This is a genomic window from Ectopseudomonas toyotomiensis (genome assembly GCF_017167985.1).
GTDB lineage: Bacteria > Pseudomonadota > Gammaproteobacteria > Pseudomonadales > Pseudomonadaceae > Aquipseudomonas > Aquipseudomonas toyotomiensis.
Genome location: NZ_CP070505.1, coordinates 1,767,904 through 1,793,133 on the forward strand (window position 1 = coordinate 1,767,904; position 25,230 = coordinate 1,793,133).

The 25,230-nt window shown below is 63.0% G+C and carries 27 protein-coding genes; 10 read left to right on the top strand and 17 right to left on the bottom strand.

Features of this window, described 5'->3' with window-relative positions; translation table 11 throughout:
* Positions 1–48 precede the first annotated feature (48 nt).
* Positions 49–501 (top strand): Cd(II)/Pb(II)-responsive transcriptional regulator, encoded by a 453-nt coding sequence (cadR, locus tag JWV26_RS08125; RefSeq protein ID WP_072424849.1) that lies wholly within the window; start codon positions 49–51, stop codon positions 499–501.
* 60 nt (positions 502–561) lie between these two features.
* Positions 562–897 (top strand): YegP family protein, encoded by a 336-nt coding sequence (locus JWV26_RS08130; protein WP_072424848.1) that lies wholly within the window; start codon positions 562–564, stop codon positions 895–897.
* Here the strand turns inward: JWV26_RS08130 and JWV26_RS08135 are convergent.
* The 5 genes from JWV26_RS08135 to JWV26_RS08155 form a co-directional block, all read right to left on the bottom strand.
* The gene (locus tag JWV26_RS08135) at positions 894–1,808 is read right to left on the bottom strand and encodes an SdiA-regulated domain-containing protein (protein ID WP_074917515.1); all 915 of its coding nucleotides are present in this window, start codon (positions 1,806–1,808) and stop codon (positions 894–896) included. The two genes, JWV26_RS08130 and JWV26_RS08135, sit on opposite strands and share 4 nt — an antisense overlap.
* A gap of 71 nt (positions 1,809–1,879) precedes the next feature.
* On the bottom strand, positions 1,880–2,227 hold the full coding sequence (locus JWV26_RS08140) for a NirD/YgiW/YdeI family stress tolerance protein (RefSeq protein ID WP_072424846.1): 348 nt from the start codon (positions 2,225–2,227) through the stop codon (positions 1,880–1,882).
* Positions 2,228–2,328: 101 nt separating this feature from the next.
* Positions 2,329–3,246 carry an SdiA-regulated domain-containing protein gene (locus JWV26_RS08145; RefSeq protein ID WP_241201283.1) on the bottom strand — a complete coding sequence of 306 codons (918 nt, stop codon included), beginning with the start codon at positions 3,244–3,246 and terminating at the stop codon, positions 2,329–2,331.
* An 85-nt stretch (positions 3,247–3,331) separates the two neighbouring features.
* On the bottom strand, positions 3,332–3,997 hold the full coding sequence (locus JWV26_RS08150; RefSeq protein ID WP_074917518.1) for a fumarylacetoacetate hydrolase family protein: 666 nt from the start codon (positions 3,995–3,997) through the stop codon (positions 3,332–3,334).
* A 148-nt stretch (positions 3,998–4,145) separates the two neighbouring features.
* Positions 4,146–5,537, bottom strand: a complete 1,392-nt coding sequence (locus tag JWV26_RS08155) for an FAD-binding oxidoreductase (protein WP_072424844.1) — start codon at positions 5,535–5,537, stop codon at positions 4,146–4,148.
* Positions 5,538–5,718: 181 nt separating this feature from the next.
* Between JWV26_RS08155 and serA the strand changes: the two genes are divergently transcribed.
* Positions 5,719–6,948: a phosphoglycerate dehydrogenase gene (gene serA, locus JWV26_RS08160; RefSeq protein WP_206418782.1), complete on the top strand. Its 1,230-nt coding sequence runs from the start codon at positions 5,719–5,721 to the stop codon at positions 6,946–6,948.
* A 100-nt stretch (positions 6,949–7,048) separates the two neighbouring features.
* Here serA and JWV26_RS08165 read toward each other — a convergent pair whose 3' ends face one another.
* Both JWV26_RS08165 and JWV26_RS08170 read right to left on the bottom strand, forming a co-directional pair.
* Complete coding sequence (locus JWV26_RS08165) at positions 7,049–7,540, bottom strand: 2-thiouracil desulfurase family protein (protein ID WP_206418783.1); 492 nt, start codon at positions 7,538–7,540, stop codon at positions 7,049–7,051.
* 38 nt (positions 7,541–7,578) lie between these two features.
* A complete protein-coding gene (locus JWV26_RS08170) occupies positions 7,579–8,202 on the bottom strand; it encodes a 2OG-Fe(II) oxygenase (RefSeq protein WP_206418784.1) in 624 nt (207 codons plus the stop codon).
* A gap of 113 nt (positions 8,203–8,315) precedes the next feature.
* Here JWV26_RS08170 and JWV26_RS08175 point away from each other — a divergent pair, with 113 nt between their 5' ends.
* Positions 8,316–9,083, top strand: a complete 768-nt coding sequence (locus JWV26_RS08175) for a hypothetical protein (RefSeq protein ID WP_206418785.1) — start codon at positions 8,316–8,318, stop codon at positions 9,081–9,083.
* Between the two features lie 157 nt (positions 9,084–9,240).
* Here JWV26_RS08175 and bipL read toward each other — a convergent pair whose 3' ends face one another.
* A complete protein-coding gene (bipL, locus tag JWV26_RS08180) occupies positions 9,241–10,182 on the bottom strand; it encodes a phospholipase BipL (protein WP_206418786.1) in 942 nt (313 codons plus the stop codon).
* 124 nt (positions 10,183–10,306) lie between these two features.
* On the opposite strand from bipL, the gene JWV26_RS08185 reads away from it, so the two are divergent.
* Positions 10,307–10,888: a DUF6436 domain-containing protein gene (locus tag JWV26_RS08185; protein WP_072425063.1), complete on the top strand. Its 582-nt coding sequence runs from the start codon at positions 10,307–10,309 to the stop codon at positions 10,886–10,888.
* A 188-nt stretch (positions 10,889–11,076) separates the two neighbouring features.
* On the opposite strand, the gene JWV26_RS08190 is transcribed toward JWV26_RS08185, so the two are convergent.
* On the bottom strand, positions 11,077–12,108 hold the full coding sequence (locus tag JWV26_RS08190; RefSeq protein WP_206418787.1) for an AraC family transcriptional regulator: 1,032 nt from the start codon (positions 12,106–12,108) through the stop codon (positions 11,077–11,079).
* Positions 12,109–12,228: 120 nt separating this feature from the next.
* Between JWV26_RS08190 and JWV26_RS08195 the strand changes: the two genes are divergently transcribed.
* Positions 12,229–14,607, top strand: coding sequence for a penicillin acylase family protein (locus tag JWV26_RS08195; protein ID WP_206418788.1), 2,379 nt, complete (start codon positions 12,229–12,231; stop codon positions 14,605–14,607).
* Between the two features lie 336 nt (positions 14,608–14,943).
* On the opposite strand, the gene JWV26_RS08200 is transcribed toward JWV26_RS08195, so the two are convergent.
* Positions 14,944–15,387, bottom strand: a complete 444-nt coding sequence (locus JWV26_RS08200) for a hypothetical protein (RefSeq protein ID WP_196460013.1) — start codon at positions 15,385–15,387, stop codon at positions 14,944–14,946.
* Between JWV26_RS08200 and trmL the strand changes: the two genes are divergently transcribed.
* Positions 15,386–15,850, top strand: coding sequence for a tRNA (uridine(34)/cytosine(34)/5-carboxymethylaminomethyluridine(34)-2'-O)-methyltransferase TrmL (trmL, locus tag JWV26_RS08205; protein ID WP_059392386.1), 465 nt, complete (start codon positions 15,386–15,388; stop codon positions 15,848–15,850). The genes JWV26_RS08200 and trmL overlap by 2 nt on opposite strands.
* Positions 15,851–15,911: 61 nt before the next feature.
* On the opposite strand, the gene secB is transcribed toward trmL, so the two are convergent.
* From secB to JWV26_RS08220, 3 genes are read right to left on the bottom strand one after another with little or no spacing between them, the layout of a single operon-like run.
* The gene (gene secB, locus JWV26_RS08210) at positions 15,912–16,397 is read right to left on the bottom strand and encodes a protein-export chaperone SecB (RefSeq protein WP_206418789.1); all 486 of its coding nucleotides are present in this window, start codon (positions 16,395–16,397) and stop codon (positions 15,912–15,914) included.
* A gap of 28 nt (positions 16,398–16,425) precedes the next feature.
* The gene (gene grxC, locus JWV26_RS08215; protein WP_003464145.1) at positions 16,426–16,686 is read right to left on the bottom strand and encodes a glutaredoxin 3; all 261 of its coding nucleotides are present in this window, start codon (positions 16,684–16,686) and stop codon (positions 16,426–16,428) included.
* Position 16,687: 1 nt separating this feature from the next.
* The gene (locus tag JWV26_RS08220) at positions 16,688–17,101 is read right to left on the bottom strand and encodes a rhodanese-like domain-containing protein (protein ID WP_064495066.1); all 414 of its coding nucleotides are present in this window, start codon (positions 17,099–17,101) and stop codon (positions 16,688–16,690) included.
* 147 nt (positions 17,102–17,248) lie between these two features.
* On the opposite strand from JWV26_RS08220, the gene gpmI reads away from it, so the two are divergent.
* From gpmI to JWV26_RS08235, 3 genes are all read left to right on the top strand, one after another.
* Positions 17,249–18,781 carry a 2,3-bisphosphoglycerate-independent phosphoglycerate mutase gene (gene gpmI, locus JWV26_RS08225; RefSeq protein ID WP_206418790.1) on the top strand — a complete coding sequence of 511 codons (1,533 nt, stop codon included), beginning with the start codon at positions 17,249–17,251 and terminating at the stop codon, positions 18,779–18,781.
* Positions 18,782–18,888: 107 nt separating this feature from the next.
* Positions 18,889–20,136: a murein hydrolase activator EnvC family protein gene (locus JWV26_RS08230; RefSeq protein WP_206418791.1), complete on the top strand. Its 1,248-nt coding sequence runs from the start codon at positions 18,889–18,891 to the stop codon at positions 20,134–20,136.
* Between the two features lie 172 nt (positions 20,137–20,308).
* On the top strand, positions 20,309–21,625 hold the full coding sequence (locus tag JWV26_RS08235; RefSeq protein WP_072424833.1) for a S41 family peptidase: 1,317 nt from the start codon (positions 20,309–20,311) through the stop codon (positions 21,623–21,625).
* A gap of 154 nt (positions 21,626–21,779) precedes the next feature.
* Here JWV26_RS08235 and JWV26_RS08240 read toward each other — a convergent pair whose 3' ends face one another.
* From JWV26_RS08240 to hisF, 4 genes are all read right to left on the bottom strand, one after another.
* Complete coding sequence (locus JWV26_RS08240; RefSeq protein ID WP_072424832.1) at positions 21,780–22,535, bottom strand: substrate-binding periplasmic protein; 756 nt, start codon at positions 22,533–22,535, stop codon at positions 21,780–21,782.
* A 133-nt stretch (positions 22,536–22,668) separates the two neighbouring features.
* Entirely contained in the window at positions 22,669–23,424 is a 756-nt protein-coding gene (locus JWV26_RS08245; protein WP_206418792.1) for a substrate-binding periplasmic protein, read from the bottom strand.
* An 84-nt stretch (positions 23,425–23,508) separates the two neighbouring features.
* A complete protein-coding gene (locus JWV26_RS08250; protein ID WP_206418793.1) occupies positions 23,509–24,243 on the bottom strand; it encodes a substrate-binding periplasmic protein in 735 nt (244 codons plus the stop codon).
* Between the two features lie 187 nt (positions 24,244–24,430).
* Entirely contained in the window at positions 24,431–25,201 is a 771-nt protein-coding gene (gene hisF, locus JWV26_RS08255; RefSeq protein WP_064495061.1) for an imidazole glycerol phosphate synthase subunit HisF, read from the bottom strand.
* Positions 25,202–25,230 lie beyond the last annotated feature (29 nt).

The following is a 25,230-nucleotide window of genomic DNA, read 5'->3' on the forward strand; positions in this document are numbered from 1 at the left end:
TACACACCCTGTAGTCACTATAGGGTCAAGCACTCACGGAGCGATCCCATGAAAATCGGAGAATTGGCGAAAAAGGCCGGCTGCCAGGTAGAGACCGTACGCTACTACGAACGCGAAGGTCTGCTGCCGGCGCCCGCACGTAGCGAAGGCAACTACCGCCTGTACGGCGCCCAGCATCTGGAACGTCTGGTGTTCATCCGCAATTGCCGGACGCTGGACATGACCCTGGAAGAGATTCAACGACTGCTGGCCCTGCGCGACCTGCCCCACGAGAGCTGCGCCGGCATCAACAGCCTGGTGGACGAACATATCGAGCATGTTCAGGCGCGCATCGACAGTCTGCAGGCGCTACGTGATCAACTCACCGAGTTGCGCGACCGTTGCAACGGCCCCAAGGAGGCGGAAGACTGCGGCATCCTGCGCCAGCTCAACGTCAGCGGCGGTGTGCAACCGCTACCGGACGATGGCCATACCCATGTCGGCAAGAGCCACTCGCATTGATGAACTACGCTTGCTGAACATCGCTGCGGCATACCGCCGAGTGCTCGGGGAGAAATGAACATGTCTGGAAAGTTCGAGCTGAAGAAGGCCAAAGACGGCCAGTTCCACTTCAACCTGCTGGCGACCAATGGCCAGGTCATCCTCAGCAGTGAGATGTACAAAGCCAAGGACTCGGCGCTTAACGGCATCGAGTCGGTGAGGAAGAACTCACAACGCGAGGGCGCCTTCGAGACCAAGACCTCGAGCAACGACAAACACTACTTCCTGCTCATGGCCACCAACGGCCAGGTGGTCGGGCAAAGCCAGATGTATGCCAGCGCCGCCAGCTGCAAGAGCGGCATCGAGTCGGTGCAAAAAAATGCACCGAGCGCGGTGATCGACGACCAGACGAGTTAGTCGCCCTGCTTCCTGAACACATAGAACAGGTTCGGCTCACTGATCAGGTACAGGTTGCCGTCGTCATCCGTCGCCACCCCCTCGGCCTGCGGCACGCTGCGCTGCAGGCCATGCTGGCCACGTAACAGCGACAATGTACTGATCGGTTTGCCTTCGGCATTGAGTTCGATCACCAGGCGCGACTCATCCGACAACGCCAACAGATGGCCGGTCGCCGTATCGAAGTCGAGACTGGAAAGGTCGCGCACGAACAAGCGCGCATCGCGCTTTGGATCGGTATTGACCTGCAGCGCCAGTGGCTTGCTTTCGTCGACATGAGGGAAGCCGAGCACCTCGAAGATGCGCACCGGATCGCGCTCCTTGGCCACCAGCAGACGCTGATTCTTCGCATCGTAGGCCAAACCCTCAAAGCCCTTGTTACCGTTGCGCCCGATACCCAGGGAAAGTTGCTGGAAGTCGGCTGCATCAAGCGCGCGCGTGGCATCGTCGATGCGCACCTTGACCAGGCGCTGCTCGCGCTCATCGGCAATCACATAGGTGCCGGGCGCCACATATTCGATGGCCTCGGGATCACCAAAACCTTCGAGATCGATGGTGCGCTTGAGTTCGCCCTGCAGGCTGATCTCGATCACCTTGGCCGGCTTGTTGGTGACGCTGAACAGGCTGCGGCGATCCGGATCATAGGTCAGCGCCGACACATCGCTGATATCGGCAATGGGCTTGGCTTCGATCACCACGCGGTAGTCGCCCAGCCACAGCGACTGATCGCGCCACTGCGCACCATGCTGCCACTCCTGCACGGAGAACCAGGCTCGCTCGAACAGCCGATACTGCTGGCCCAACACGGCGCCAAGCAACAAGACGAAGAACAGCAGATAGAGCCAGGGGTTTATGGAGAGCAAACGACGCATGATGAATTTCTCTGACTACCACAGAAAAGCCCGCCACGGGCTTAGCGTGGCGGGCAGCGGTGAAATCGCGATCAGTTGATCAGCTCGACGCGATCGACATCGATCTCGCGGCTGTTGAAGTCCTTGTCGACTTCACCGGTCAGGCGCACCTTGGCGGTTTCAGAGACTTTCTGGCCCGGCCAGTCTTCGTCGTCGATTTCGACCTGGATGGTGCCGGTGGCGTCCTTGAACTCGTAGAGTTCGTCCTGCAGGCGCTTGACGATCTGACCTTCCAGAACAACATGGGTGTCGTCAGCAGCCTCCAGTGCAGCAGCCACGGTGGTGACCTGCGGGGTGGCGCCAGGGCCGGTGTAACCGGTGGCGAAAGCAGCGGAGCTGAGCAGCGGCAGAACCATCAGAGCGAGAGCGGTACGTTTCATGGTGTGAACCTCGTTGTTCGTAAGTGACGGGCTCAGATTAGTGCCGCTAGCTGAAGCCAGACTGAATCGCGGCTTAAGCCAAACTGAATCCGCCACTCCACTCAACTGGGATCCGGCTGCGCCTTGCTGAATACGTAAAAAAGATTGGGCTCGGCGACGATATAGATATTGCCTTCTTCGTCCATGGTCACGCCCTCGGCCTGCTTGATGCCTTGTTCCAGACCGTTGAGACCGCCGGTAAGGCTGAGAAAGCTGACCGGGTGACCGCTACGATCCAGCTCCAGCAGCATGCGCGACTCATCCGACAGCACCAGTGCGTGACCGGTACGCGAATCGATACTCAGCGAAGAAATATCGCGCATTCCCAGATTGCCGTAGTTGAAAGGCTGCATCACGCCAGCAGCACCATCCTCGCCAGGAAAAGGCAGGCTGAACAAGCCCATCGGGCTACGCTCCTTGCCTAGCATCAGGCTGCTGCTGCGCGCATCCCAGGCAACGGCTTCGAAGCCCTTGTTACCCGATTCGGCAAAGCCCAAGTCGAAGCCGGGGAAATCGGCCGCATCCAGCTCCAGGTCATCGTCATGCAGGGTAAAGGTGGTGAGCTGACGCCGACGCTCATCGACGATGGCCATGCGCCCGTTGTCCATCATCTCCACCGCTTCCGGATCAGAGAAGCCCTTCAACTGAATACGCCGCAACACCTCACCCTCACGCGAGAGTTCCACCAGCAGGGGATTCTTGCCCGTGACGGTGAAGAGAGTGCCGGTTACCGGGTTGTAGGTCAGCCCCGAGGTTTCATCTCGTTCCAGACCAGACAACGCCTTGGCCTGAATCACCGCACGGTAGCCAGGCAGCCAGACGCTGGACAGGCGCTCGACCAACGGCGTACGCCCCTCCTGCCACCAGAGCAGGGCGCGATCATCCAAATGCTGGGTTTTTACGACCGTGATCACGGCCAGCACGGCTATGCCGGACAACCAGTAACGGGGGCGAGAAAGGCGGGAACGGAGGGAGGGCATCGGCGACGGCTCGGCTGCTTGATGGCGATCCGACATCCGATGTCTGGAGGAGTTCCGCCGCCTGATGAGAGGCGGCGGTCAGAGCTTATAGCACGGTACTGGTGAAACTACTGTGACCGACCAACTCCAGCACCAACTCATCGCCCTTGCTCAGCGCACCAACACCGACGGGCGTGCCGGTGAGGATCACGTCCCCCGGCTGCAAGGCGAAGTGCCCGGCCATGTGCTGGATCATGCTGACGATGGGGTTGAGCATGTCGCGGCTGTTGCCGTCCTGGCGGGTTTCACCGTTGATCACCAGGCGAATGCCGATATCGGCCAGGTCCTCGATGGCATCGCCGGGCACGAAGGGCGCCAGCACGCAGGCGCCGTCGAAACTCTTGGCGATTTCCCAGGGATAGCCCTTCTCCTTGAGCTTGGCCTGCACGTCGCGCAGGGTCAGATCCAGCGCCGGGGCGAAGCCGCTGATGGCGTCACGCACTTCCTCAGCGTCCGGTTTCTTCGACAGCGGCTTGCCGATCAGCACGGCGATCTCCGCCTCGTAATGCACCGAGCCACGCTCTTCAGGAATGGCAAAACCGCCATCGAGCGGCACCACACAGGAACCCGGTTTGATGAACAGCAAGGGTTCGCTGGGCACCGGGTTATTCAGTTCCTTGGCATGCTCGGCGTAGTTGCGGCCAATGCAAACGACCTTGCCGAGGGGGAAGTGGACGGTGGTTCCGTCGACGTACTGGTGCTGATAGCTCATCGTTGCCTCTCCAAATCAGATTCACATTCGAAAGCGTCACGAGCGTAGGTCAGGCAAGGCGGCGGGGTCGGGAAAAAGCGGAGTTGGCTGGTGCCAATGAGCATTTTTCCCGACTTCGCCAACGCAGCATGGCCGAGCGCAGTAGCTTTCAGGCGAAGATCTTGCCGGGGTTCATGATGCCATTGGGATCGAACACCGCCTTGACCGCTTTCATGCAGGCGATCTCCGCCTCGCTGCGGCTGTAGTGCAGGTAGTCGCGCTTGGTCATGCCCACGCCATGCTCGGCGCTGATCGAGCCGTTGTACTTCTGCACGGTCTCGAACACCCACTGGTTGACCACCGCGCACTTGGCGAAGAACTCGTCCTTGGACAGGTTCTCGGGCTTCAAGATATTCAGATGCAGGTTGCCGTCACCGATATGGCCGAACCATACCACCTCGAAATCCGGGTAATTGGCTTCGACGATGGCATCGATATCCTTGAGGAAGGCCGGCACCTGGCTGACGGTGACCGAGATGTCGTTCTTGTACGGCGTCCAGTGGCTGATGGTTTCGGAGATGTATTCGCGCAGCTTCCACAGGTTCTGCAGCTGCTGCTCGCTCTGACTCATCACGCCGTCGACCACCCAGCCCTGCTCGACGCAGTACTCGAAGGTTTCCAGCGCCAAGTTGGCCACTTCCTCGGTACTGGCTTCGAATTCCAACAGAGCATAGAAGGGGCATTCGCTTTCGAACGGCGCCGGCACGTCGCCACGACCGAGCACCTTGGCCAGTGCCTTGTCGGAGAAGAACTCGAACGCGGTCAGGTCAAGCTTGCTCTGGAAGGCGTGCAACACCGGCATGATCGAGTCGAAATCAGCGGTGCCGAGCACCATCGCGGTGAGGTTCTTCGGCGCGCGATCCAGGCGCATGGTCGCTTCGACCACAAAGCCCAGGGTGCCTTCGGCGCCGATGAACAGCTGGCGCAGGTCGTAACCGGTGGCGTTCTTGATCAGGTCCTTGTTCAGCTCCAGCAATTCACCGGTACCGGTCACGACCTTCAGTCCGGCCACCCAGTTGCGGGTCATGCCGTAGCGAATCACCTTGATCCCGCCGGCATTGGTGCCGATGTTGCCGCCAATCTGGCTGGAGCCCGAGGAAGCGAAGTCAACCGGGTAATACAGGCCTTTCTCCTCGGCGAACAGCTGCAGCTGCTTGGTCACCACGCCGGGCTGGCATACCGCTGCACGGTCGTATTCGTTGAACGAGAGAATCTGGTTCATGTAGTCGAACGCCACCACCACTTCGCCGTTGGCCGCTACCGCTGCGGCCGAGAGGCCGGTACGGCCGCCGGACGGCACCAGGGCAATCTTGTGCGCGTTGGCCCAACGCACGATGGCCTGCACCTGCTCGATGCTCTTGGGGAAGACGATGGCCGAAGGCGCCGGGGCGAAATGCTTGGTCCAGTCCTTGCCATAGGCCTCGAGGGAATCGGCGTCGGTCAGTACCTTGCCGGGTTCAACCAGGGTCTTCAGCTCTTCGATCTGGGCAGGGGTGGTCATCTACGGAACTCTCAAAGGATTCATGGTCGCCCTGAGAACCATTCAGGTCGCAACCGAGCATTGAAAAAGGCGAACATGCTAGCATACGCACCCCGTGAATCGAGCCATGCAGCGATCTACGGGCGCTGGCTGAGTTTCTCGGCCCTTCCCTGCCAACATCCCTGGGACAACAGGTACTCCGATGAGCAAGACCTCTCTCGACAAGAGCAAGATCAAGTTCCTTCTTCTCGAAGGCGTCCACCAGAATGCCGTGGACACTCTGAAGGCCGCCGGCTACAGCAACATCGAGTACCTCAAGGGCGCGCTGTCAGGCGAAGAGCTGAAAGAAAAGATCGCCGATGCGCACTTCATCGGTATTCGCTCGCGCACCCAGCTGACCGCTGACGTGTTCGACTGCGCGAAGAAACTGGTCGCCGTCGGCTGCTTCTGCATCGGCACCAACCAGGTCGACCTGGACGCCGCCCGCGAGCGCGGTATCGCCGTGTTCAACGCGCCCTATTCCAATACCCGCTCGGTGGCCGAGCTGGTGCTGGCCCAGGCCATCCTGCTGCTGCGCGGCATCCCCGAGAAGAACGCCTCCTGCCACCGTGGCGGCTGGATCAAGTCGGCGGCCAACTCCTTCGAGATCCGCGGCAAGAAGCTGGGCATCGTCGGCTACGGCTCCATCGGCACCCAGCTCTCGGTACTGGCCGAGGCCCTCGGCATGCAGGTGTTCTTCTACGACACCGTGACCAAGCTGCCACTGGGCAACGCCACGCAGATCGGTGACCTCTACGAGCTGCTGGGCCTGTGCGACATCGTCTCCCTGCACGTGCCGGAGCTGCCGTCCACCCAGTGGATGATCGGTGAGAAGGAAATCCGCGCCATGAAGAAGGGCGGCATCCTGATTAACGCCGCGCGCGGTACCGTGGTCGAGCTGGATCACCTGGCCCAGGCGATCAAGGACGAGCACCTGATCGGCGCGGCCATCGACGTGTTTCCGGTCGAACCCAAGTCCAACGACGAAGAGTTCGAGAGCCCGCTGCGCGGCCTGGATCGCGTGATCCTGACCCCGCACATCGGTGGCTCCACCGCCGAAGCGCAGGCCAACATCGGCCTGGAAGTGGCCGAGAAGCTGGTCAAGTACAGCGACAACGGCACCTCGGTGTCCTCGGTCAACTTCCCTGAAGTGGCCCTGCCGGCGCATCCGGGCAAACACCGCCTGCTGCACATCCACGAGAACATTCCGGGCGTGATGAGCGAAATCAACAAGGTGTTCGCCGACAACGGCATTAACATCTCCGGCCAGTTCCTGCAGACCAACGACAAGGTCGGCTACGTGGTGATCGACGTCGACGCCGAGTACTCCGACCTGGCGCTGGAGAAGCTGCAGCACGTCAACGGCACCATTCGCAGCCGCGTCCTGTTCTAACGCAGCGCAGCAGCAAAAAAAGGGAGGCTTCGGCCTCCCTTTCTCATTCCGTAGGGTACACCGCGCGCACCACCGTGCCCCGGATTGCATCCGGGCTACCTCAATCCTGCTCCAAGCGCGCCAATTCGGCTGCTGCTTCGTCCAACTGCATTTCGTTGAACACCTTCACCCCGGCTCGTTTCAGCAGGGCAGCAGTGACCCCTTCGCCCGGCACTCGCACGCCACTGAAACTGCCGTCGTAGTTTTCCAGATTGCCACACGAAGGGCTGCGCGCCTTCAGCAGTGCCAGGCGGATGTCGTGCTCGCGCACCAGCGCCAGCGCCTGTTCGGCGCCTTCGACGAACGCAGCCGTGACATCCTCGCCCTCGATCGTCAGTACTGGCAGCCGACCATCCAACACCGCACCACCCTGTCCATCGCGAATTTCCGCAGGCGGACGTGGCGTCGGCAGGCCACCGGCCACCTCCGGGCACAGCGCCACCACTCGTCCTTCATCCAGCCACCTCTGCAGTTGATCGAAAGGGTCGTGAGCACCGCCGTCATAACGCACCCGATGCCCGAGCAGGCAGCGGCTGACCAATATCTTCTGCATCGTCCTCTCCATGACTGTCGCCAGACAGCCCGCAGGCCTCAGAGTACCGCGCCACCTCGACGCCTGAACCAGCCGGTCAATGACAGTCGCTCGCGGGTGGCCGGCAGCACTTCGTGAGGCATCTCGGAAGATAGAAACAGCGCCAGTGTGCCCGCCTGGGGCAGTACGTCATGCTCCCGGCCATCGGCCAGATACAGGCGCAACGCCCCGCCCTGCTCGGCCTTCCAGTCCTCGTTCAGATAGAACACCGCCGACACCGTGCGGCGGTCGTCATCGCGAAAGCGATCAAGATGACGCTGATAGAAGGCCCCCGGTGCATAGCAGGCGAAGTGGCATTCATAGTCTTCGAGCCCCAGATAGAGCGACTGGTTGAGCGCCTGACGCAAACCGTCCATCAATTGCAGATACTGGTCACAGGCTTGGCTCTGCCCAGGTTCCAGCCATTGGATGCGATCGCCGCGAATCCCTTCCTGCACCTGCTGCATGCCCCCACGACCAACGCTGGCGGCATTGAGTTCGCCGTTCTGTGCACGCATACGGCACTCGGCGGCCAGTTCGCGGGTCAGAACCTCTGGGGCGAACAACGCCCGTTGCGACCAGCCCTGGCTGGCAAGGTCGTCGATAAGGCCGGAAAAGAGGTCTTGCAGGCTGGATTCGGTCATGGCGGCGATTGTATCAGTGGCATGTCGTGACTCGACAAGCCTCCACCAGCCACCGAAAATAACCGGCCGCAGCACCCTGCGGCCGGCCAGGAAAGTTTGCCAAGGAGTTCTCGATGCGCGTTCTGTTTGCCCTGTTGCTGATTGGCCTGACCTTGCCGGCCCTGGCAGACGACCACCTGCGCCTGTATCAGGCTGCCGGCTGGCCGCAACAGCGCGAACATTTCAACCAGGCGCTCGACGCTGCTCAGCAACGCTACCGCAGCAGCCTGCCACCGGCGGTGTTTCAGGCTCTGGTGGATAACAGCAATCGCCGCTTCGCCGCTGCCGCCATCGACCAGCGCGCGCAGCACAGCCTGGGCATGGAGCTGGCCAACCCGCAGCCGGCGCTGGCCTTCTTCGAGTCCGCGCTGGGCCGCAAGATCGTCGCCGCCGAGACGCTGGCCACCCGTAGCGACCAATTGGCCAAATACGCCAACGGCCTGCCTCGCACCGATGCCGATGCCACTCGCCGCCTGCTGATTCGTCACCTGGCCCAGGCCATTCCGGCCAAGGAAGCGGGGGCTGAAGTCAGCCTGGCGCTGGCCGGCGTGGCGGCCGACAGCCTCAGCCAGATGATTCCCGGCCTGCTCGGCGGCAGCCAGGCTCAAGGGCTGCTCAATGGCCAGCGTGAGCGTCTGATGGCGCAGATCGAACAGGATCTCGACAACACCCTGCTGCACGTCTATCGCGAGCTGAGCGACCCCGAGCTGGAGCAATTCGTCGAATTCGCCCAGTCGGAGGCGGGTAAAGCCTATTACCAGGCCGCCCTGCAGGCGCTACGCGCAGGCCTTGCAGTAGGCATGAGCAGCAACGAGCTGGCGCCGGCACCGCAGGGCATCTGAGGCACCTACCGAGTCCTGGCACAAACCTGCGCGTAGGGCGGTGCTCAGGAGCGAAGCGAAAAGCCCGCCTAACGTTCAACGTCCCGGCGTACTGCTTCGCGACGACTGCATGGATGCAGGAAGTAGAGCGACGCAGGAGGCCAAAGCCGAGTACGCCCTATGCCAATCGCTCGCGCAGAAAGTCGAAATAGTGCTTACGCAACGTCTCGTTCTCGTTCGCCAGGTGATGGCGGGCGTCTGCCAATCGCAGAATCTGCGGCTGATGGAACTTGTCCTGCAGCACCTCGAGGTTGTAGCGCCAGTCCACGGTCATGTCCGCCTCACCCTGAATGATCAGCGGGCTGTGCGTGCTGCGCCCGGCCGCTTCGATATGCGGCACCCATTTGGCCAATGCCCCCACCCAGGCAGTCGGCAAGCTGCGCGGCTGCAGGGGATCGAGGTTGTGCACGAAATCGATGAAGGTGGCGTCGCTGGAGTTCTCGCTGAAGCGCCGCGGAATTTCCCGAACGAAGGGGCTGAGCATTCGATAGCTGAGCTTCGACCAGGCCCAGGCGCGCGGCCGCACCAGTGGCGCCAGGAGAATGCTCTGCCCGAGCTCCGGGCGCTTGCCGTCGGCGAGCAGATAATCCAGCAGAATCGCCCCCCCCGTACTCTGCCCACAGAGATGCCAGGGCTGCGGCAGCCCCAGCTCGCTGGCCTGCTCGAACAACCCAGCCAGCACCTGCTGATACTCGGCAAAATCACCGATGCTGGCGCGCGCACCGCTGGACAGGCCGTGCCCCGGCAGGTCGCAGGCGAGCACGGCAAAATTCATGCTCAGTGCCCAGTCGACCACATGTCGGTACAGGCCCATATGGTCGTAATAGCCGTGCAGCAACAGCAGGGTGCCCTGCGGCTCGGCCGGCGCCCACAGCTGCACGGCGATCTGGTAGCCGGCGGCATTGAAGCTGCCGAGGCGGTTGTCCAGCCCGGCGAAACGCGCTGCCTGATCGAAGCCGTAGAAGCTTCGATAGGCCTGCAGCGCCGGCAATTCCAGGTGCGCTGCGGCCAAGGGTCGCAGCAGCGGGCGCAAGTGATCGGGCTGAAACGGCTCTGACATAGGGCTTTCCATAGGTTGCAGGATGCGCGCGGACGATCCCGACGACATCTCCTCGAATGCTGCGATATTCAGCTGCCCGGCGCATCGTGGCAAGCTACACGCCCTTTTTCGCCCGGCCCTCCCCATGCTCCGCCTGTCCCGCAAGAACCTGCTCATCGCCCTGCTCGCCCTGTCCTGGCTGGCCGGCATGGCGCTGGCCTACCGCTGGTTCGAAACACGCTACCTGCGCACCTTCGACGAGCGCGCAGCGGTGTTCTCCGGCGCCGAACTGCAGCTACCCACTGAACTGAGCGGCCCCGGCGCGATCCGCCTGGTGCATTTCTGGGACCCGGCCTGCCCATGCAATGTCGGCAACCAGCAGCACCTTGCCGAACTGATCGAACACTACACGCCACAAGGTGTGCAATTTCACGTCGTGCAGAAGCCCGGCAGCCAGGGCCGCCTGCCCGCCGAACTGGCCGCACTGCAACCCATCGATGAGCTGCCCGGCAGCACCAACCTGCCAGCCAGCCCCGCGGTGGCAATCTGGGACAAACAGGGCCAGCTGGCCTACTTCGGGCCTTACAGCGAAGGCCTGGTCTGCAACTCGAGCAACAGCTTCATCGAGCCGATTCTCGAAGCCCTGGCCGCAGGGCGCCGGGTCGACGCCAGCAACACCCTGGCGGTGGGCTGCTTCTGTGAATGGTCCGCGCCGACCAGCAACTGACGAGGCCCGAGCAACCCTAGGGTGGGTTAGCCGCCTGTCGCGCTTACCGGTCGATTAGCCCTGTTTGACGCGGCGTAACCCACCATCGGCGCAATACGAGCCACCGCCTGGTGGGTTACGCGACGCACCACCTCCGCGGCGTTTGTCGATCCTCCTCCAGCGTCGCTAACCCACCCTACGAACGCTCTTCAATCGCCAGTCGATCCGTGGCGCGATACCAGACCGCGCGGCGTCCCGCCCTGCCAGCGACGAAAGGCGCGGTAGAACGGTGACAGCTCGGCGAAACCGCAGGCCCGCGCCACCTCGCGTACGCCCACGCCCTGATCCAGCAGGCGTAGCGCGCGCAGGCGCCGCACCTCGTCGTGCAGTGCGCGAAAGCTGCTGCCCTGCTCGCTCAGCGAACGCTGCAAGGCACCGCGATTGCTGCCCAGCGCCAGTGCGCAGGCCTCCAGACTGCAGGTCGTACCCCCCAGGTTGACCTCCAGCCAGTAGCGCACCCGCGCCAGCAACTGGTTCTCCACCAACCCTGCCAACTGCTTCTCGGCTTCTTCGCTGAGCACCTCGAACAATCGCGGGCTGGCGCTGCGCGAAGGCCGCGAGAGCAGCGCACGCGGCAGGATCAGCACGTCGTGGGGGCGCGAGAAGCGCGGCTCGACGCCGAGCAGGCGGCGATGCTCGGCAAGCTTGCGCGGCGCTCGGTGGCGAAACTCGACGCCTATCAATGGCAACTCGCCGCCAGCGGCCGACGCCAGCATCTTGCTCAGCAGCACGGCCAGGCACTCCATCTGCTGACGTAGCGAGCCAACCTGGCGATAGTTGAGATCGATCACCAGGTGCGCCTCGTCTCCCTGCTCCTGCAGTCGCGCGGCAAAACCGCCGGAGAGGATGTGCTGGAAGCGCACGAAGGCTTGCAAGCCCTGACGCAGATCCCGAGCCGCCAGCAGCAGGTAGCTGACTACATCCATCGGCCGTGGCTGCATGACCTCGCCCAGGTGCAGGCCGATATCGGCGTCACCGCTGATGCCCTCCAGCGCCTGCCAGAAGCGCGGGGCGTTGTCGTGTTCCTCACGTGCTTCCAGCAGCGGCGCAGCCAGCGGTACGCCGGCGTAGGCGCGGCGATAGGTGTCGGTAGGATCGAGCCCCAGCGCCGCCAGGGCCTCGTAGAGCAGCCGACGCAGGGTCGAGGAGTGAGTGAGGGCGACGAAGGCGTTATCGACCATGGCGATTTCTGGCAACTATTGACCATAGACTTTCAGTATTGAGGCATATGGTCAATGCCGCCACCCACGCGTCTGAGCAAAATGCGCGCACGCTTGCCCCACAACAATAAGGATCGCTGGATGAAACGTTCCCTGACCGCCCTTGCGCTGGTGATTGCAGCCGCTGCTGGCGGCCTGACCTGGTATCTGCATGACAAGCAACCGCAACGCGATGGCGAGTTGGTACTCGGCGCGCTGCAGGCGCCGGTCACGGTCGATTACGACGAACGCGGCGTGCCGCACATCCGCGCCGAGAATGAAGCGGACATGTACCGCGCCCTCGGTTTCGTCTACGCCCAGGATCGCCTGTTCCAGATGGAGCTGCTGCGGCGCCTGGCGCGCGGCGAACTGGCCGAAGTGCTCGGAGAAAAGCTGGTGCCCACCGACCGCCTGTTCCGCACCCTGGAAATAGGCCGCCACGCCGATGCCTACGCCGCCAGCCTGGAAGCCAACAGTCCGTCCACCCAGGCGCTGCAGCACTATCTCGAGGGGGTCAACCAGTACCAGGCCAGCCGCCCAGGTCCGCTGGAGTTCGACCTGCTGGGCATCGAGCCACGCCCTTTCACCATGGCCGATACGCTCAGCATCGCTGGCTACATGGCCTACAGCTTCGCCGCGGCCCTGCGCACCGAACCGGTGATGACCCATATCCGTGACGCCCTGGGTGCGGACTATCTCGAGTTGTTCGATCTCGACTGGCATCCGCAGGGCGTGCTCGGCACCTCCCTGGCCGCAGGCGACTGGCAGGATCTTTCCGCCCTCGCTCAACTCAGCAACAACGCCCTGGAGGGCACCGGCCTGCCACAGTTCGAGGGCAGCAACGCCTGGGCTGTTTCCGGCAGCCGCACCGCCAGCGGCAAGCCACTGCTGGCCGGTGACCCGCATATTCGCTTCTCGCTGCCGGCGGTCTGGTACGAGGCGCACCTGCAGGCGCCCGGCTATGAACTGTATGGCTACCACCACGCGTTGATCCCCAGCGCCATGCTCGGCCACAATCGCGACTTCGCCTGGAGCCTGACCATGTTCCAGAACGACGACCTCGACCTGATCGCCGAGCGCGTCAATCCGGATAACGCCAACCAGGTCTGGTACCAGGGCAACTGGGTCGACCTCGAACAGCGTACGGAAACCATCCGGGTCAAAGGTGCCAAGCCGGTGCAGATTACCCTGCGCCGCTCGCCGCACGGGCCGATCATCAACGATGCCCTGGGCCAGACCAGCGGCAACACGCCGATCGCCATGTGGTGGGCCTTCCTCGAAACCGACAACCCGATGCTCGACGCCTTCTACCAACTGGGCCGCGCCGACAGCCTGGACAAGGCCCGCGCCGCCGTCGAGAAGATCGAAGCGCCCGGCCTCAATGTGCTCTGGGCCAGTGCCAGCGGCGATATTGGCTGGTGGGCCGCCGCCAAGCTGCCGCTGCGCCCGGCCGGGGTCAATCCGACCTTCATTCTCGATGGCGCCAGCGATGAAGCGGACAAGCTCGGCTATCACCCCTTCAGCGCCAACCCGCAGGAAGAGAACCCGGAGCGCGGCTACATCCTCTCGGCCAACTACCAGCCCGTGCCGGCCAGCGGCATCGAAATTCCCGGTTACTACAACCTGCCTGATCGCGGTCAGCGCCTGAACCAGCGCCTGAGCGACGCCTCGGTGAAGTGGGATACGCAGAACAGCCAGGCGCTGCAGCTCGACCCCGGTACTGGCTATGGCCCGCGCCTGCTGGCGCCGATCCTCGACGAGCTGCGAGCGGCGGCGACGACCGATGAGGAGCGCGCACTGGCGGAACAACTGGCCAAGTGGAATGGCGACCACACACTCGATTCCGTGGCCGCCACCCTGTTCAATCAGCTGACCTATCAGCTTGCCCGCGAAGCCATGGCCGACGAGCTGGGTGAGGTGTTCTTCGACAGCCTGCTGCAAACCCGCGTGCTCGACACTGCCCTGCCACGCCTGACCGCCAATGCCGACTCGCCTTGGTGGAATCGCCAGGGCAGCGAGCAACGCGAAAGCCGCGCACAGATCGTCGCCGACGCCTGGCGCGCCAGCCTGACGCATCTACTCAGCGTGCTCGGCAATGATGTCGATGCCTGGAACTGGGGCCGCGGTCATACCCTCACGCATCAGCACGCACTTGGTCAGCAGCAGCCGCTGACCTGGCTGCTGAACGTCGGCCCGTTTGCCGCACCAGGCGGCCATGAAACACCGAACAACCTCTCGCACAAGGTTGGCCCGGCGCCCTGGCCCGTGGTCTATGGCCCATCGACCCGACGACTGGTCGATCTGGCCGATGCCGACAAGGCGCTGGGCGGCATTCCCGTCGGCCAGAGCGGCGTGCCGTTCGACGCGCATTACGGCGATCAGGCGGCGCCCCATGTGGCCGGCAAGTATCAGCCACAGCACCTGAGCGATGCCGACGTCAAAGCCAACAGCCAGGGCACGCTGAAACTGCTGCCACGCTGAGCAACCATCCAGCGTCCTAGAACAGCGTGGTGCGTCATCGGTGCATCACGCTGCACGCTGGTGCACCGTGGCGCCGCAACTGGCGCCGCAGCCCTCGCCCACGGGCCTCAAACCCAGCGAAATAGCGCCTTCCCGCTCCGGTAATAAAATTGGCACACGCCCTGCATATGCTAAGGCAATCCCAGTTTCGGGGACCTTGGTACAGGCAGGCCGGGGAATCCCCTTCTTTATTCGACGCCACCGCGCGTCATGTGTAACGCGCCGCTGCTCTGCCAATGAGCACGGCGCCACCCGTTTCGGGGACCTTGGTACAGGCAGGCCGGGGAATCCCCTTCTTTATTTGGGACGCAGCGTCAGGCGCGCCCGCCAACGTCCATCCTCTTGCGCACCGCGCCACTCCCCGTCCAGCGGGCGGGGTGACACCAGCACCAGCAGCAGATCCCGTCCGTCGCGCTCCACGCGCCAGTTCACCAGCCCCAGCGGCAGTTTCAATTGTCCCTCACGCACACGCCCGTAGGCATCCTCGTAGCGATACACCAGGGCGCCGTCGATATGTTCGGCCTGCGCCTGTGGCTCGCGGTTGAACCAGAGCTGCACCCCCTGTTCCCAGGCCTCGGCATCCTCGATACGCAGACGTGGTGGATCGAACACCCGGCCGATCATCATGCCGACGAGAAAGGCGATCAGCATCACCGATGCCACGAAACGCCAGCGCAAACGCGGCCGCGGATCTTCTGGCGGCGTAGAATGGCGCTCGTCCCAGCGCTCGGAGTGTTGCATGTTCCACGTCATCCTCTTTCAACCGGAAATTCCGCCCAATACCGGCAACATTATCAGGCTGTGCGCCAACAGCGGCTGCCAGCTGCACCTGATCGAGCCGCTGGGCTTCGAACTGGACGACAAGCGCCTGCGCCGGGCCGGCCTGGATTATCACGAATACGCCACCCTCAAGCGCCACCCAGACCTGCAGAGCTGCCTCGACAGCCTTGGCCAGCCGCGCCTGTTCGCCTTCACCACCAAGGGCTCGCAGCCGTTCCACGAGATCGCCTACCAGCCCGGCGACGCGTTTCTGTTCGGCCCGGAAAGCCGTGGCCTGCCCGAGGACGTACGTAACGCGCTGCCGCCGGAGCAGCGCGTACGCCTGCCGATGCGCGCCGGTTGCCGCAGCCTGAACCTGTCCAATACCGTGGCCGTCACCGTGTACGAGGCCTGGCGGCAGAACGGCTTCGCTGGCGCCGACTAAGGCCGCGAGCGGACACAAAAAAGCGCCCCTTGGGGCGCTTTTTCATGCAACCGAGCCGCTCTTAATGAGCAGTGGTTTCGCCAGACTGCTGCATGCGCTGTAGCTCCTGGGCGTACAGCGCGTCGAAGTTCACCGGCGACAGCATCAGGGCCGGGAACGAGCCACGGATCACCAGGCTGTCCAGCGCTTCACGGGCGTACGGGAACAGGATGTTCGGGCAGAAGGCACCGAGGGTGTGGCTCATCGAGGCAGCGTCCAGGCCCTTGATCAGGAAGATGCCGGCCTGCTGCACTTCAGCGATGAAGGCGACTTCTTCGCCGTTCTTCACTGTCACCGACAGGGTCAGCACCACCTCGTGGAAGTCACCTTCCAGGGCCTTCTGGCGGGTGTTCAGATCCAGACCGACGCTCGGCGTCCACTCCTGACGGAAGATTTCCGGGCTCTTCGGCGCTTCGAAGGACAGGTCCTTGACGTAGATGCGCTGCAGGGAAAATTGCGGATTCTGCGAATCGGCAGCGGCTGCGCCGCTGTTGGCTTGCTCGGTCATGGCGTTTGCCTTCCTTAACGTTGAGGTTTCAAGCGGGGCTCTGCAGCAGGGCGTCGAGCTTGCCGGCGCGCTCCAGGGCATAGAGGTCGTCACAGCCACCCACATGGGTGCTGCCGATCCAGATTTGCGGCACCGAGGTGCGGCCGGCCTTGCGGGTCATCTCCGCGCGGATGGCCGGCTGACCGTCAACGCGAATTTCCTCGAAGTCCACCCCTTTGCTGGCCAGCAGTTGCTTGGCGCGCATACAGTAGGGGCACCAGTCGCTGGAGTAGACGACCACACTGGTCATGTCACTTCACCAGCGGCAGGTTGTCGCCGCGCCAGGTGGCGATGCCACCGGACAGCTTGGCGGCGGTAAAACCGGCTTTCTTCAGCTCGCGGGCGACGCTGCCGGCATGCTGACCCATGGCGTCGACGACGACGATGGTCTTGGCCTTGTGCTTTTCCAGCTCGGCGACACGTGCCACCACCTTGTCGTAAGGGATGTGCAGCGAATCGACGATATGTCCGGCGGAGAAGTCCTTCTGCGCGCGCACGTCGAGCACAACGCCCTTGTCGCTGTTGACCAGCGCGGTGAGCTCGCGGCTCGACAGGCTCTGCCCGCCCTTGCGCATTTCGGTGACGATCAGCAACACCAGCAGAACGGCGAACATTCCACTCAGTACGTAGTGGTTGATGATGAATTCAATCAGGTTGGCGAACATCTATATGGCCCAGGACGGTAAAATGCCGGCCAGTATACACAGCCCCACAGGTCGGCCAAACCCCGTCTGGCAGTGACGCGCCAGGCGCTTGGCCCTAAAATGCCGGGCTGTTTCATTGCCCCCTCAGACGCAGAGCGAGCCAGTTCAATGAGTGCCACGCCAAAACCCTTGGTTCTGATCATCCTCGACGGCTTCGGTCACAGCGACAACCCCGAGTACAACGCCATCCACGCCGCCAGCACGCCGGTCTACGACCGCCTGCGTGCCACCTACCCGCACGGCCTGATCTCCGGCAGCGGCATGGACGTCGGCCTGCCGGACGGGCAGATGGGCAACTCCGAAGTCGGCCATATGAACCTCGGTGCCGGCCGCGTGGTGTACCAGGACTTCACCCGCGTGACCAAGGCGATTCGCGACGGCGAATTCTTCGATAACGCCACCATCAACCAGGCCGTCGACAAGGCCGTGGCCGCCGGCAAGGCCGTGCACATCCTCGGTCTGCTCTCCGATGGTGGCGTACACAGCCACCAGGATCACATCGTCGCCATGGCCGAACTGGCCGCCAAACGCGGCGCCGAGAAGATCTACCTGCACGCCTTCCTCGACGGTCGCGACACACCGCCGAAAAGCGCGCAGCCGTCCATCGAACTGCTCGACGCCGCCTTCGCCCGCCTTGGCAAGGGCCGCATCGCCAGCCTCACCGGCCGCTACTTCGCCATGGACCGCGACAACCGCTGGGACCGCGTCGAGCAGGCCTATAACCTGATCGTCGACGGAGCCGGCCAGTTCAACGCCGCCAGCGCCGTGGAAGGCCTGCAGGCCGCCTACGAACGCGGCGAGAGCGACGAATTCGTCAAGGCCACCACCATCGGTACGCCGGTGCAGGTCGAGGACGGTGACGCCGTGGTGTTCATGAACTTCCGCGCCGACCGCGCCCGCGAACTGACCCGCGCCTTCGTCGAGCCTGGTTTCAAGGAATTCGAGCGCAAGCGTGCACCGCAGGTCGGCTTCGTCATGCTCACCCAGTACGCGGCGAGCATCCCGGCCCCCAGTGCCTTCGCTCCGGAAGCTCTGACCAACGTGCTCGGCGAATACCTGGCGAAGAACGGCAAGACCCAGCTGCGCATCGCCGAAACCGAGAAATATGCTCACGTCACCTTCTTCTTCTCCGGCGGCCGCGAAGAGCCGTTCGAGGGCGAAGAACGCATCCTCATCCCCTCGCCGAACGTCGCCACCTACGACCTCAAGCCGGAAATGAGCGCGCCAGAGGTGACCGACAAGATCGTCGATGCCATCGAGAACCAGCGCTATGACGTGATCATCGTCAACTACGCCAACGGCGACATGGTTGGCCATACCGGCGTGTTCGAGGCAGCAGTCAAGGCCGTGGAAACCCTCGACAGCTGCGTCGGTCGCATCACCGAGGCGCTTGAGAAGGTCGGCGGCGAAGCGCTGATCACCGCCGACCACGGCAACGTCGAGCAGATGGAAGACGAGTGCACCGGCCAGGCGCACACTGCCCACACCTGCGAGCCGGTGCCGTTCATCTATGTCGGCAAACGCCCAGCGCGCATTCGCGAAGGTGGCGTGCTGGCCGACGTGGCACCGACCCTGCTCAAGCTGATGGGCCTGGAACAGCCGGCCGAGATGACCGGCAAGACCATCGTCGAGCTGCAGTAATCGGCAGAAAACAAGAAACGCCCCGCGCCGTGAGGCCCGGGGCGTTTTTTTTGCCCGGCGGCGCGGGCATACTAGGCCTCAATTCGCCCTCCGGTGTCGCCTCGCCCATGCTTCGCATCCTTGCCCTGATTCTGCTCAGCAGCCTGATCGCTCCGGCCATCGCCGATCAGCGCGCCGATACCCAGCGCCAGCTGGAAGCCGCGCGCCAGGACGTCGCCGAGCTGAAGAAGCTGCTGGAGAAACTGCAGCAGGAGAAATCCGGCGTGCAGCAGCAGCTGAAGAAGACCGAGACCGAGATGGGCGACCTGGAAAACCAGGTCAAGGAACTGCAGCGCGAGCTCAAGGGCAGCGAGCAGGAAATCCAGCGCCTGGATCAGGAGAAAAAAAAACTCCAGGGCGCACGCGCTGAACAGCAAAGGCTGATCGCAATCCAGGCCCGCGCCGCCTATCAGAGCGGCCGCCAGGAATACGTCAAGCTGCTGCTCAACCAGCAGAACCCGGAAAAATTCTCACGCACCCTCACCTACTACGATTACCTCAGCCAGGCGCGTCTCGAACAACTCGCCGCGTTCAACGAGACCCTGCGCCAATTGGCCAATGTCGAGCAGGAAATCAACAGCCACCAGGCCCAGTTACAGGCGCAGAAAGCGGGCCTGGATGAGCGCCACGCCCGGCTCGCCGAAGCGCGCAAGGAACGCCAGCAGGCACTGGCCAAGCTCAACCGCGACTTCGCCACCCGTGATCAGCGGCTCAAGGCGCGCCAGCAGGAACAGGCCGAGCTGGGTCGTGTACTGAAGACCATCGAAGAAACCCTGGCCCGCCAGGCGCGCGAGGCCGAAGAGGCGCGCAAGCGCGCCCTGGCCGCGCAGCAGGCAGAGCAGGCTCGGCCAGGCCAGCAGCCCAGCCAGCCAAGCGGCCCGTTGGTGACATCCGGAGCCGTCTACGGCGGGCCTTTCGCAAGCGCACGCGGCAAGTTGCCGTGGCCGGTCGATGGCCGATTGGTAGCACGCTACGGAACCCCTCGCGGCGGCGACGCTCGTACTAAGTGGGATGGCGTACTGATTGGTGCGCCCGCTGGCAGTCAGGTACGCGCCGTGCATGGTGGTCGCGTGGTATTCGCCGACTGGTTGCGTGGCGCCGGTCTGTTGGTCATTCTCGACCATGGCAACGGTTATCTGAGCCTGTATGGCCACAATCAGAACCTGCTCAAGAGTGCCGGAGACGTGGTAAAGGCCGGCGATCCCATCGCCACCGTAGGTAGCAGCGGTGGCCAGGAAACATCGGCACTGTACTTCGCCATTCGCCAGAACGGTCGCCCGAGTGATCCGGCACAGTGGTGCCGCGCGCAGGGATAACCAAGTTTTTGAAAAACGTAAGCGAGGCCGGCAAGACAAGGCAAAAACGGTCGAAGAAGCGGAATTTACGAGCTGTAAATGAGCATTCTGAGGCCGTTTTTAACGCAGTATTGCCAACGCAGGTAGTTTTTCAGCAGCCTGGTGGCGCCTAATTTAACTAGGAGTTGTCTTCATGTCTCATCGCTTCCGCCCCACCTGCCTGGCCCTGGCCCTCGGGCTGCTGCTCGGCGCTCCAGCCCTGCATGCCGCCGAGCCTGCCCCCGCGCCAGTAGCAGCGGCGAGCGGCAAGGCTCCACTGCCGTTGGATGATCTGCGCACCTTCGCCGAGGTGATGGACCGCATCAAGGCAGCCTACGTCGAGCCGGTAAGCGACAAGACCCTGCTGGAGAATGCCATCAAGGGCATGCTCAGCAACCTCGATCCGCACTCGGCTTACCTCGAACCGGAAGCCTTCGCCGAGCTGCAGGAAAGCACCAGCGGCGAGTTCGGCGGTCTGGGCATCGAGGTCGGCATGGAGGATGGCTTCGTCAAGGTGGTCTCGCCCATCGACGACACTCCAGCATCGAAGGCCGGCATCCAGCCCGGCGACCTGATCGTCAAGATCGACGGCCAGCCGACCAAAGGCCTGTCGATGATGGAAGCCGTGGACAAGATGCGCGGCAAGGCTGGTAGCAAGATCGAGCTGACACTGGTGCGTGATGGCGGTCGCCCGTTCGACCTGACCCTGACCCGCGCGGTGATCAAGGTGCGCAGCGTCAAGAGCCAGATGCTCGAAGACGGCTACGGCTATCTGCGTATCTCGCAATTCCAGGTCAATACCGGCGAAGAGGTCGGCAAGGCGCTGACCAAACTGCGCCAGGACAACGGCAACAAGAAACTGCGCGGCCTGGTCATGGACCTGCGCAACAACCCGGGCGGCGTGCTGCAGGCAGCCGTGGAAGTCACCGACCACTTCCTCAAGAGCGGCCTGATCGTCTACACCGAAGGCCGCCTGGCCAATTCCGAACTGCGTTTCAACGCCGACCCGGCCGACGCCAGCGAAGGCGTACCGCTGGTGGTGCTGATCAATGGCGGCAGCGCCTCTGCTTCGGAGATCGTCGCCGGTGCGCTGCAGGATCACAAACGCGCGGTACTGATGGGCACTGACAGCTTCGGCAAGGGCTCGGTACAGACCGTGCTGCCGCTGAACAACGACCGCGCGCTGAAGCTGACCACCGCCCTGTATTTCACGCCCAACGGCCGCTCGATCCAAGCTCAGGGCATCGTTCCCGACATCGAAGTGGCGCGTGCCAAGCTCACCCGCGAGCAGGACAGTGAAGGCATCAAGGAAGCCGACCTGCAGGGCCACCTGGGCAATGGCAACGGCGGTGCTGATCGCCCGAGCAAGGCTGCCCAGGCAGCACGCGCCGAACGCCCGCAGGACGACGACTACCAGCTAAGCCAGGCCCTCAACCTGCTCAAGGGCCTGAGCGTCACGCGCGGCAACTGAGCCAGCAGGCCATACGAAAAGCCCGGACAAATGTCCGGGCTTTTTCATATCAACGCGCTTTGCGGTGACTTACACACCTCGTAGGGTGCGCCATGCGCACCGAGCCCGACACTCGCGCCAGGGTCGGAGCTCAAGGCCCCGAGAGCCACAGAGGTTACAGATAGTTCTCGGTAATGTCGTCGATGAAGCCTTCGCTGCGCAGCTCATCCAGCGCCTTCTGCAGACGCTGCACCACCTCGTCCGGGGTATCCTTGTTCAGCGCCAGGTACAGCTCGGCTTCCCTGAAACGCAGCACGGTGTTGAGACCGGTAACGTCTTCCTGCTTGGCCAGATAACGACCCACCGGGTCGGTGGTGGCCCACAGGTCGATTTGCCCGCGCACCAGCTTCTTCACGTTCTCCTGATCGCGCAGGGCGTTGATCGGCTCCAGGCCCTGGCTCTCCAGATTCTGGCTGACCGCATCGTTCTTGTAGGCACCGATACGATATTTGGCAGCATCCTGCAGACTCGACACCTTGATGTCGTTACCCGGCGCGGCGAGCAACACCCAGCCGGTCTTGGCGATCGGGCCAACCCATTTGAACAGCGGCTTGCGCTCCTCGGTATAGGTGGTGGAGAACAGCCCGTAGTTGGGTTTGTCCAGTGTCAGGCGATAGAGGCGATCCCATGGAAAACGCAGGGTCAGGGTGTAGTCGATGCCGGCACGCTTGAACATCTCGCGCACGATGTCGGCACTGATGCCATCGATACCGTCGTCACGGGCGAAGTTCTTGTCGTCCACCGCCATGTTGAAGGGCGGGAAATTCTCGGTCAGCAGCACCACCTTGTAATCCTGCGGCAACTCCGCGTACGCGGAACCGCAGAGCATGAACAAGGTGACAAACAGGCTTTTCTTCAGAGTATTCAGCATAAGACGTACCGCTCGCATGATTTTGGTTATGGCTAGCGACATCCTTGCATGGGCCTGAGCCCGGTCATTGGCACTCAGTGGCTTTGCCATCCATGGCAAGCGACCGGCTCGTGGCCGGTCGCGTGTTCGGTGCTTACAGGTAGTTGTTCAGCGTCTCGTCGACAAAGCCTTCGGCGCGCATCTGATCCAGCGCGGCCTGCAGCTTGGCGACGATCTCGTCAGGCATTTCCTTGTTCAGTGCCAGGTAAAGCTCGGCACTGTCGAAGCGCAACACGGTGCGCAGACCGGAGATCCCCTCCTGCTTGGCCAGGTAGCGGCCGGCAGGATCACCGGTGGCCCATAGATCGATCTGCCCGGCCATCAGCTTGCGGGCATTTTCCTGGTCACGCAACGAGGTGCTGTGCTCCACCCCCTTGTCGACCAGATATTCGGAGATGGCGTCGCCCTTGTAGGCACCAATGCGATACTGCTTGGCCTCATCCAGATTGGCCAGGTTGATCGAACTGTCGCCCTTGGCCAGCAGTACCCAGTCATCAGGACCGATCGGGCCAACCCACTTGAACAGTTGCTCACGCTCCGGCAGGCGCGCGGTGACGAAAACACCGTAGCTCGGTTTTTCCAGCGCCAGCTTGTAGATACGATCCCAGGGGAAACGCAGGGTCAGGCTGTACTTGACCCCGGCACGCTTGAACATCTCTCTGACCACATCGACGGCGATGCCATCGATATTGTCTTCCTGAGCGAAGTTCTTGCCGTTGATCGCCATGTTGTAGGGCGGGAAATTCTCGGTCAGCAGGACCACGCTGTAGTTCGGGTCCACTTCGGCGCGCACCGCGCCAGCGAGCACCACAAGGGTGCCAGCGAACGCGATTAGCAGACGTTTGAACATGACATTTCTCTTTCTATGAAAAGGCAGACCACCTCAGGATAACCGCCACGCCCTCCCCGGCCCAGCGATTACTGGCAGTGTGCCTCAGTAGCGCGCCTCGATACTCCTCAACGCCCCCTCGGCCCGCAGCGAGTCCAGTGCACTTTGCAACTTCTGCACCAGCTCGTCAGGAGTCTGCAGGTTGAGCGCCAGGTAGAGATCAGCGGTGTGCAGATTCTGCACCACCTTGAGGTTATCCAGGCCCTCCTGGCGCGCGACGAAACGCCCCGCCTGATTGGAGGTAACCCACAAGTCGATCTGGCCCCTTTCCAGCTTCTTGACGTTCTCGCTGTCACGCAACGCCGTCTGCACTTCCAACCCGCGATCGAGCAGGAACTGGGTCTTGGCGTCACCTCTATAGCCGCCGATACGGTAACGCCGTGCGTCGTCGAGACTGTTCAACTGGATCGAACTGTCACCCTTGCTGAACAGCACCCATTCGTTCCTGGCGATCGGCCCCACCCACTTGAACAGCCCTTCGCGCTCTGCGGTACGCGCGGTGGAAAACAGCCCGTAGCCCGCATCGTCCAGCGTCTGCTGGTAAACACGCTGCCAGGGGAAGCGCAAGATCTGCTGGCACTGGACCTGAGCACGCTCGCACACCGCACGCAGGATGTCCGAGCTGATGCCGGTCACGCCATCGTCACGGGCATAGTTGGTGCCGGCGACCGACATGTTGAAGGGAGGCAGATTCTCCGTGAGCAGCACCAGTGGTTCGGCGCGCGCGAGGCTGAGGCCACACGCCAGGGCCAGTATGGTCACGAATCGAAGAAGGAACATGGGGACTCCGTGTCGGAAAGTTCGGCAAGGGAATGCCATCCGCCAGAAGCAGAGGCATAGGATTCAGGAATGGTGGGAGATTTTAGCCGCATCGCTGGCACTTTGCCGTCGACTCGCCCGCAGCTTTCGTTACCGGCTCTGTCGAGCTATCAACGGGCCACGAGCGTGACCCGAACAGGCCGGAGCCTTAGCGCACCACGATACCGCGACTGGCCAGGTAGGCCTTGGCTTCCGGCACGGTGTACTCGCCGAAGTGGAAGATGCTCGCGGCCAGCACGGCATCAGCCTTGCCTTCGAGGATGCCGTCGGCCAGGTGCTGCAGGTTGCCGACGCCACCGGAGGCGATCACCGGCACGCGCACGGCCTCGCTGATGGCGCGAGTCACACCGAGGTCGTAGCCACTCTTCACCCCGTCCTGATCCATGCTGGTCAGCAGGATCTCACCGGCGCCCAGCTCTTCCATCTTGCGCGCCCACGCCACGGCATCCAGGCCGGTCGGCTTGCGCCCGCCATGGGTGAAGATCTCCCAGCGGCCCGGCTCACCCGGCGCAGACACACGCTTGGCGTCGATGGCGACGACGATGCATTGCGAGCCGAAACGCGCGGCAGCTTCGCCGACGAACTCAGGGTTGAACACCGCGGCGGTGTTGATCGACACCTTGTCGGCACCAGCATTGAGCAGGTTGCGAATGTCCTGCACGGTACGCACGCCGCCACCGACGGTGAGCGGGATGAACACCTGGCTGGCCATGCGCTCGACGGTGTGCAGGGTGGTGTCGCGGCCGTCGACGCTGGCGGTGATGTCGAGAAAGGTGATCTCGTCGGCGCCCTGCTCATCGTAGCGGCGAGCGATCTCCACCGGATCACCGGCGTCGCGGATGTTCTCGAACTTGACGCCCTTGACCACGCGGCCGTTGTCCACGTCGAGGCAAGGAATGATGCGTTTGGCCAGTGCCATGTCGACTTCTCTCGTAGGGTGCGCCGCGC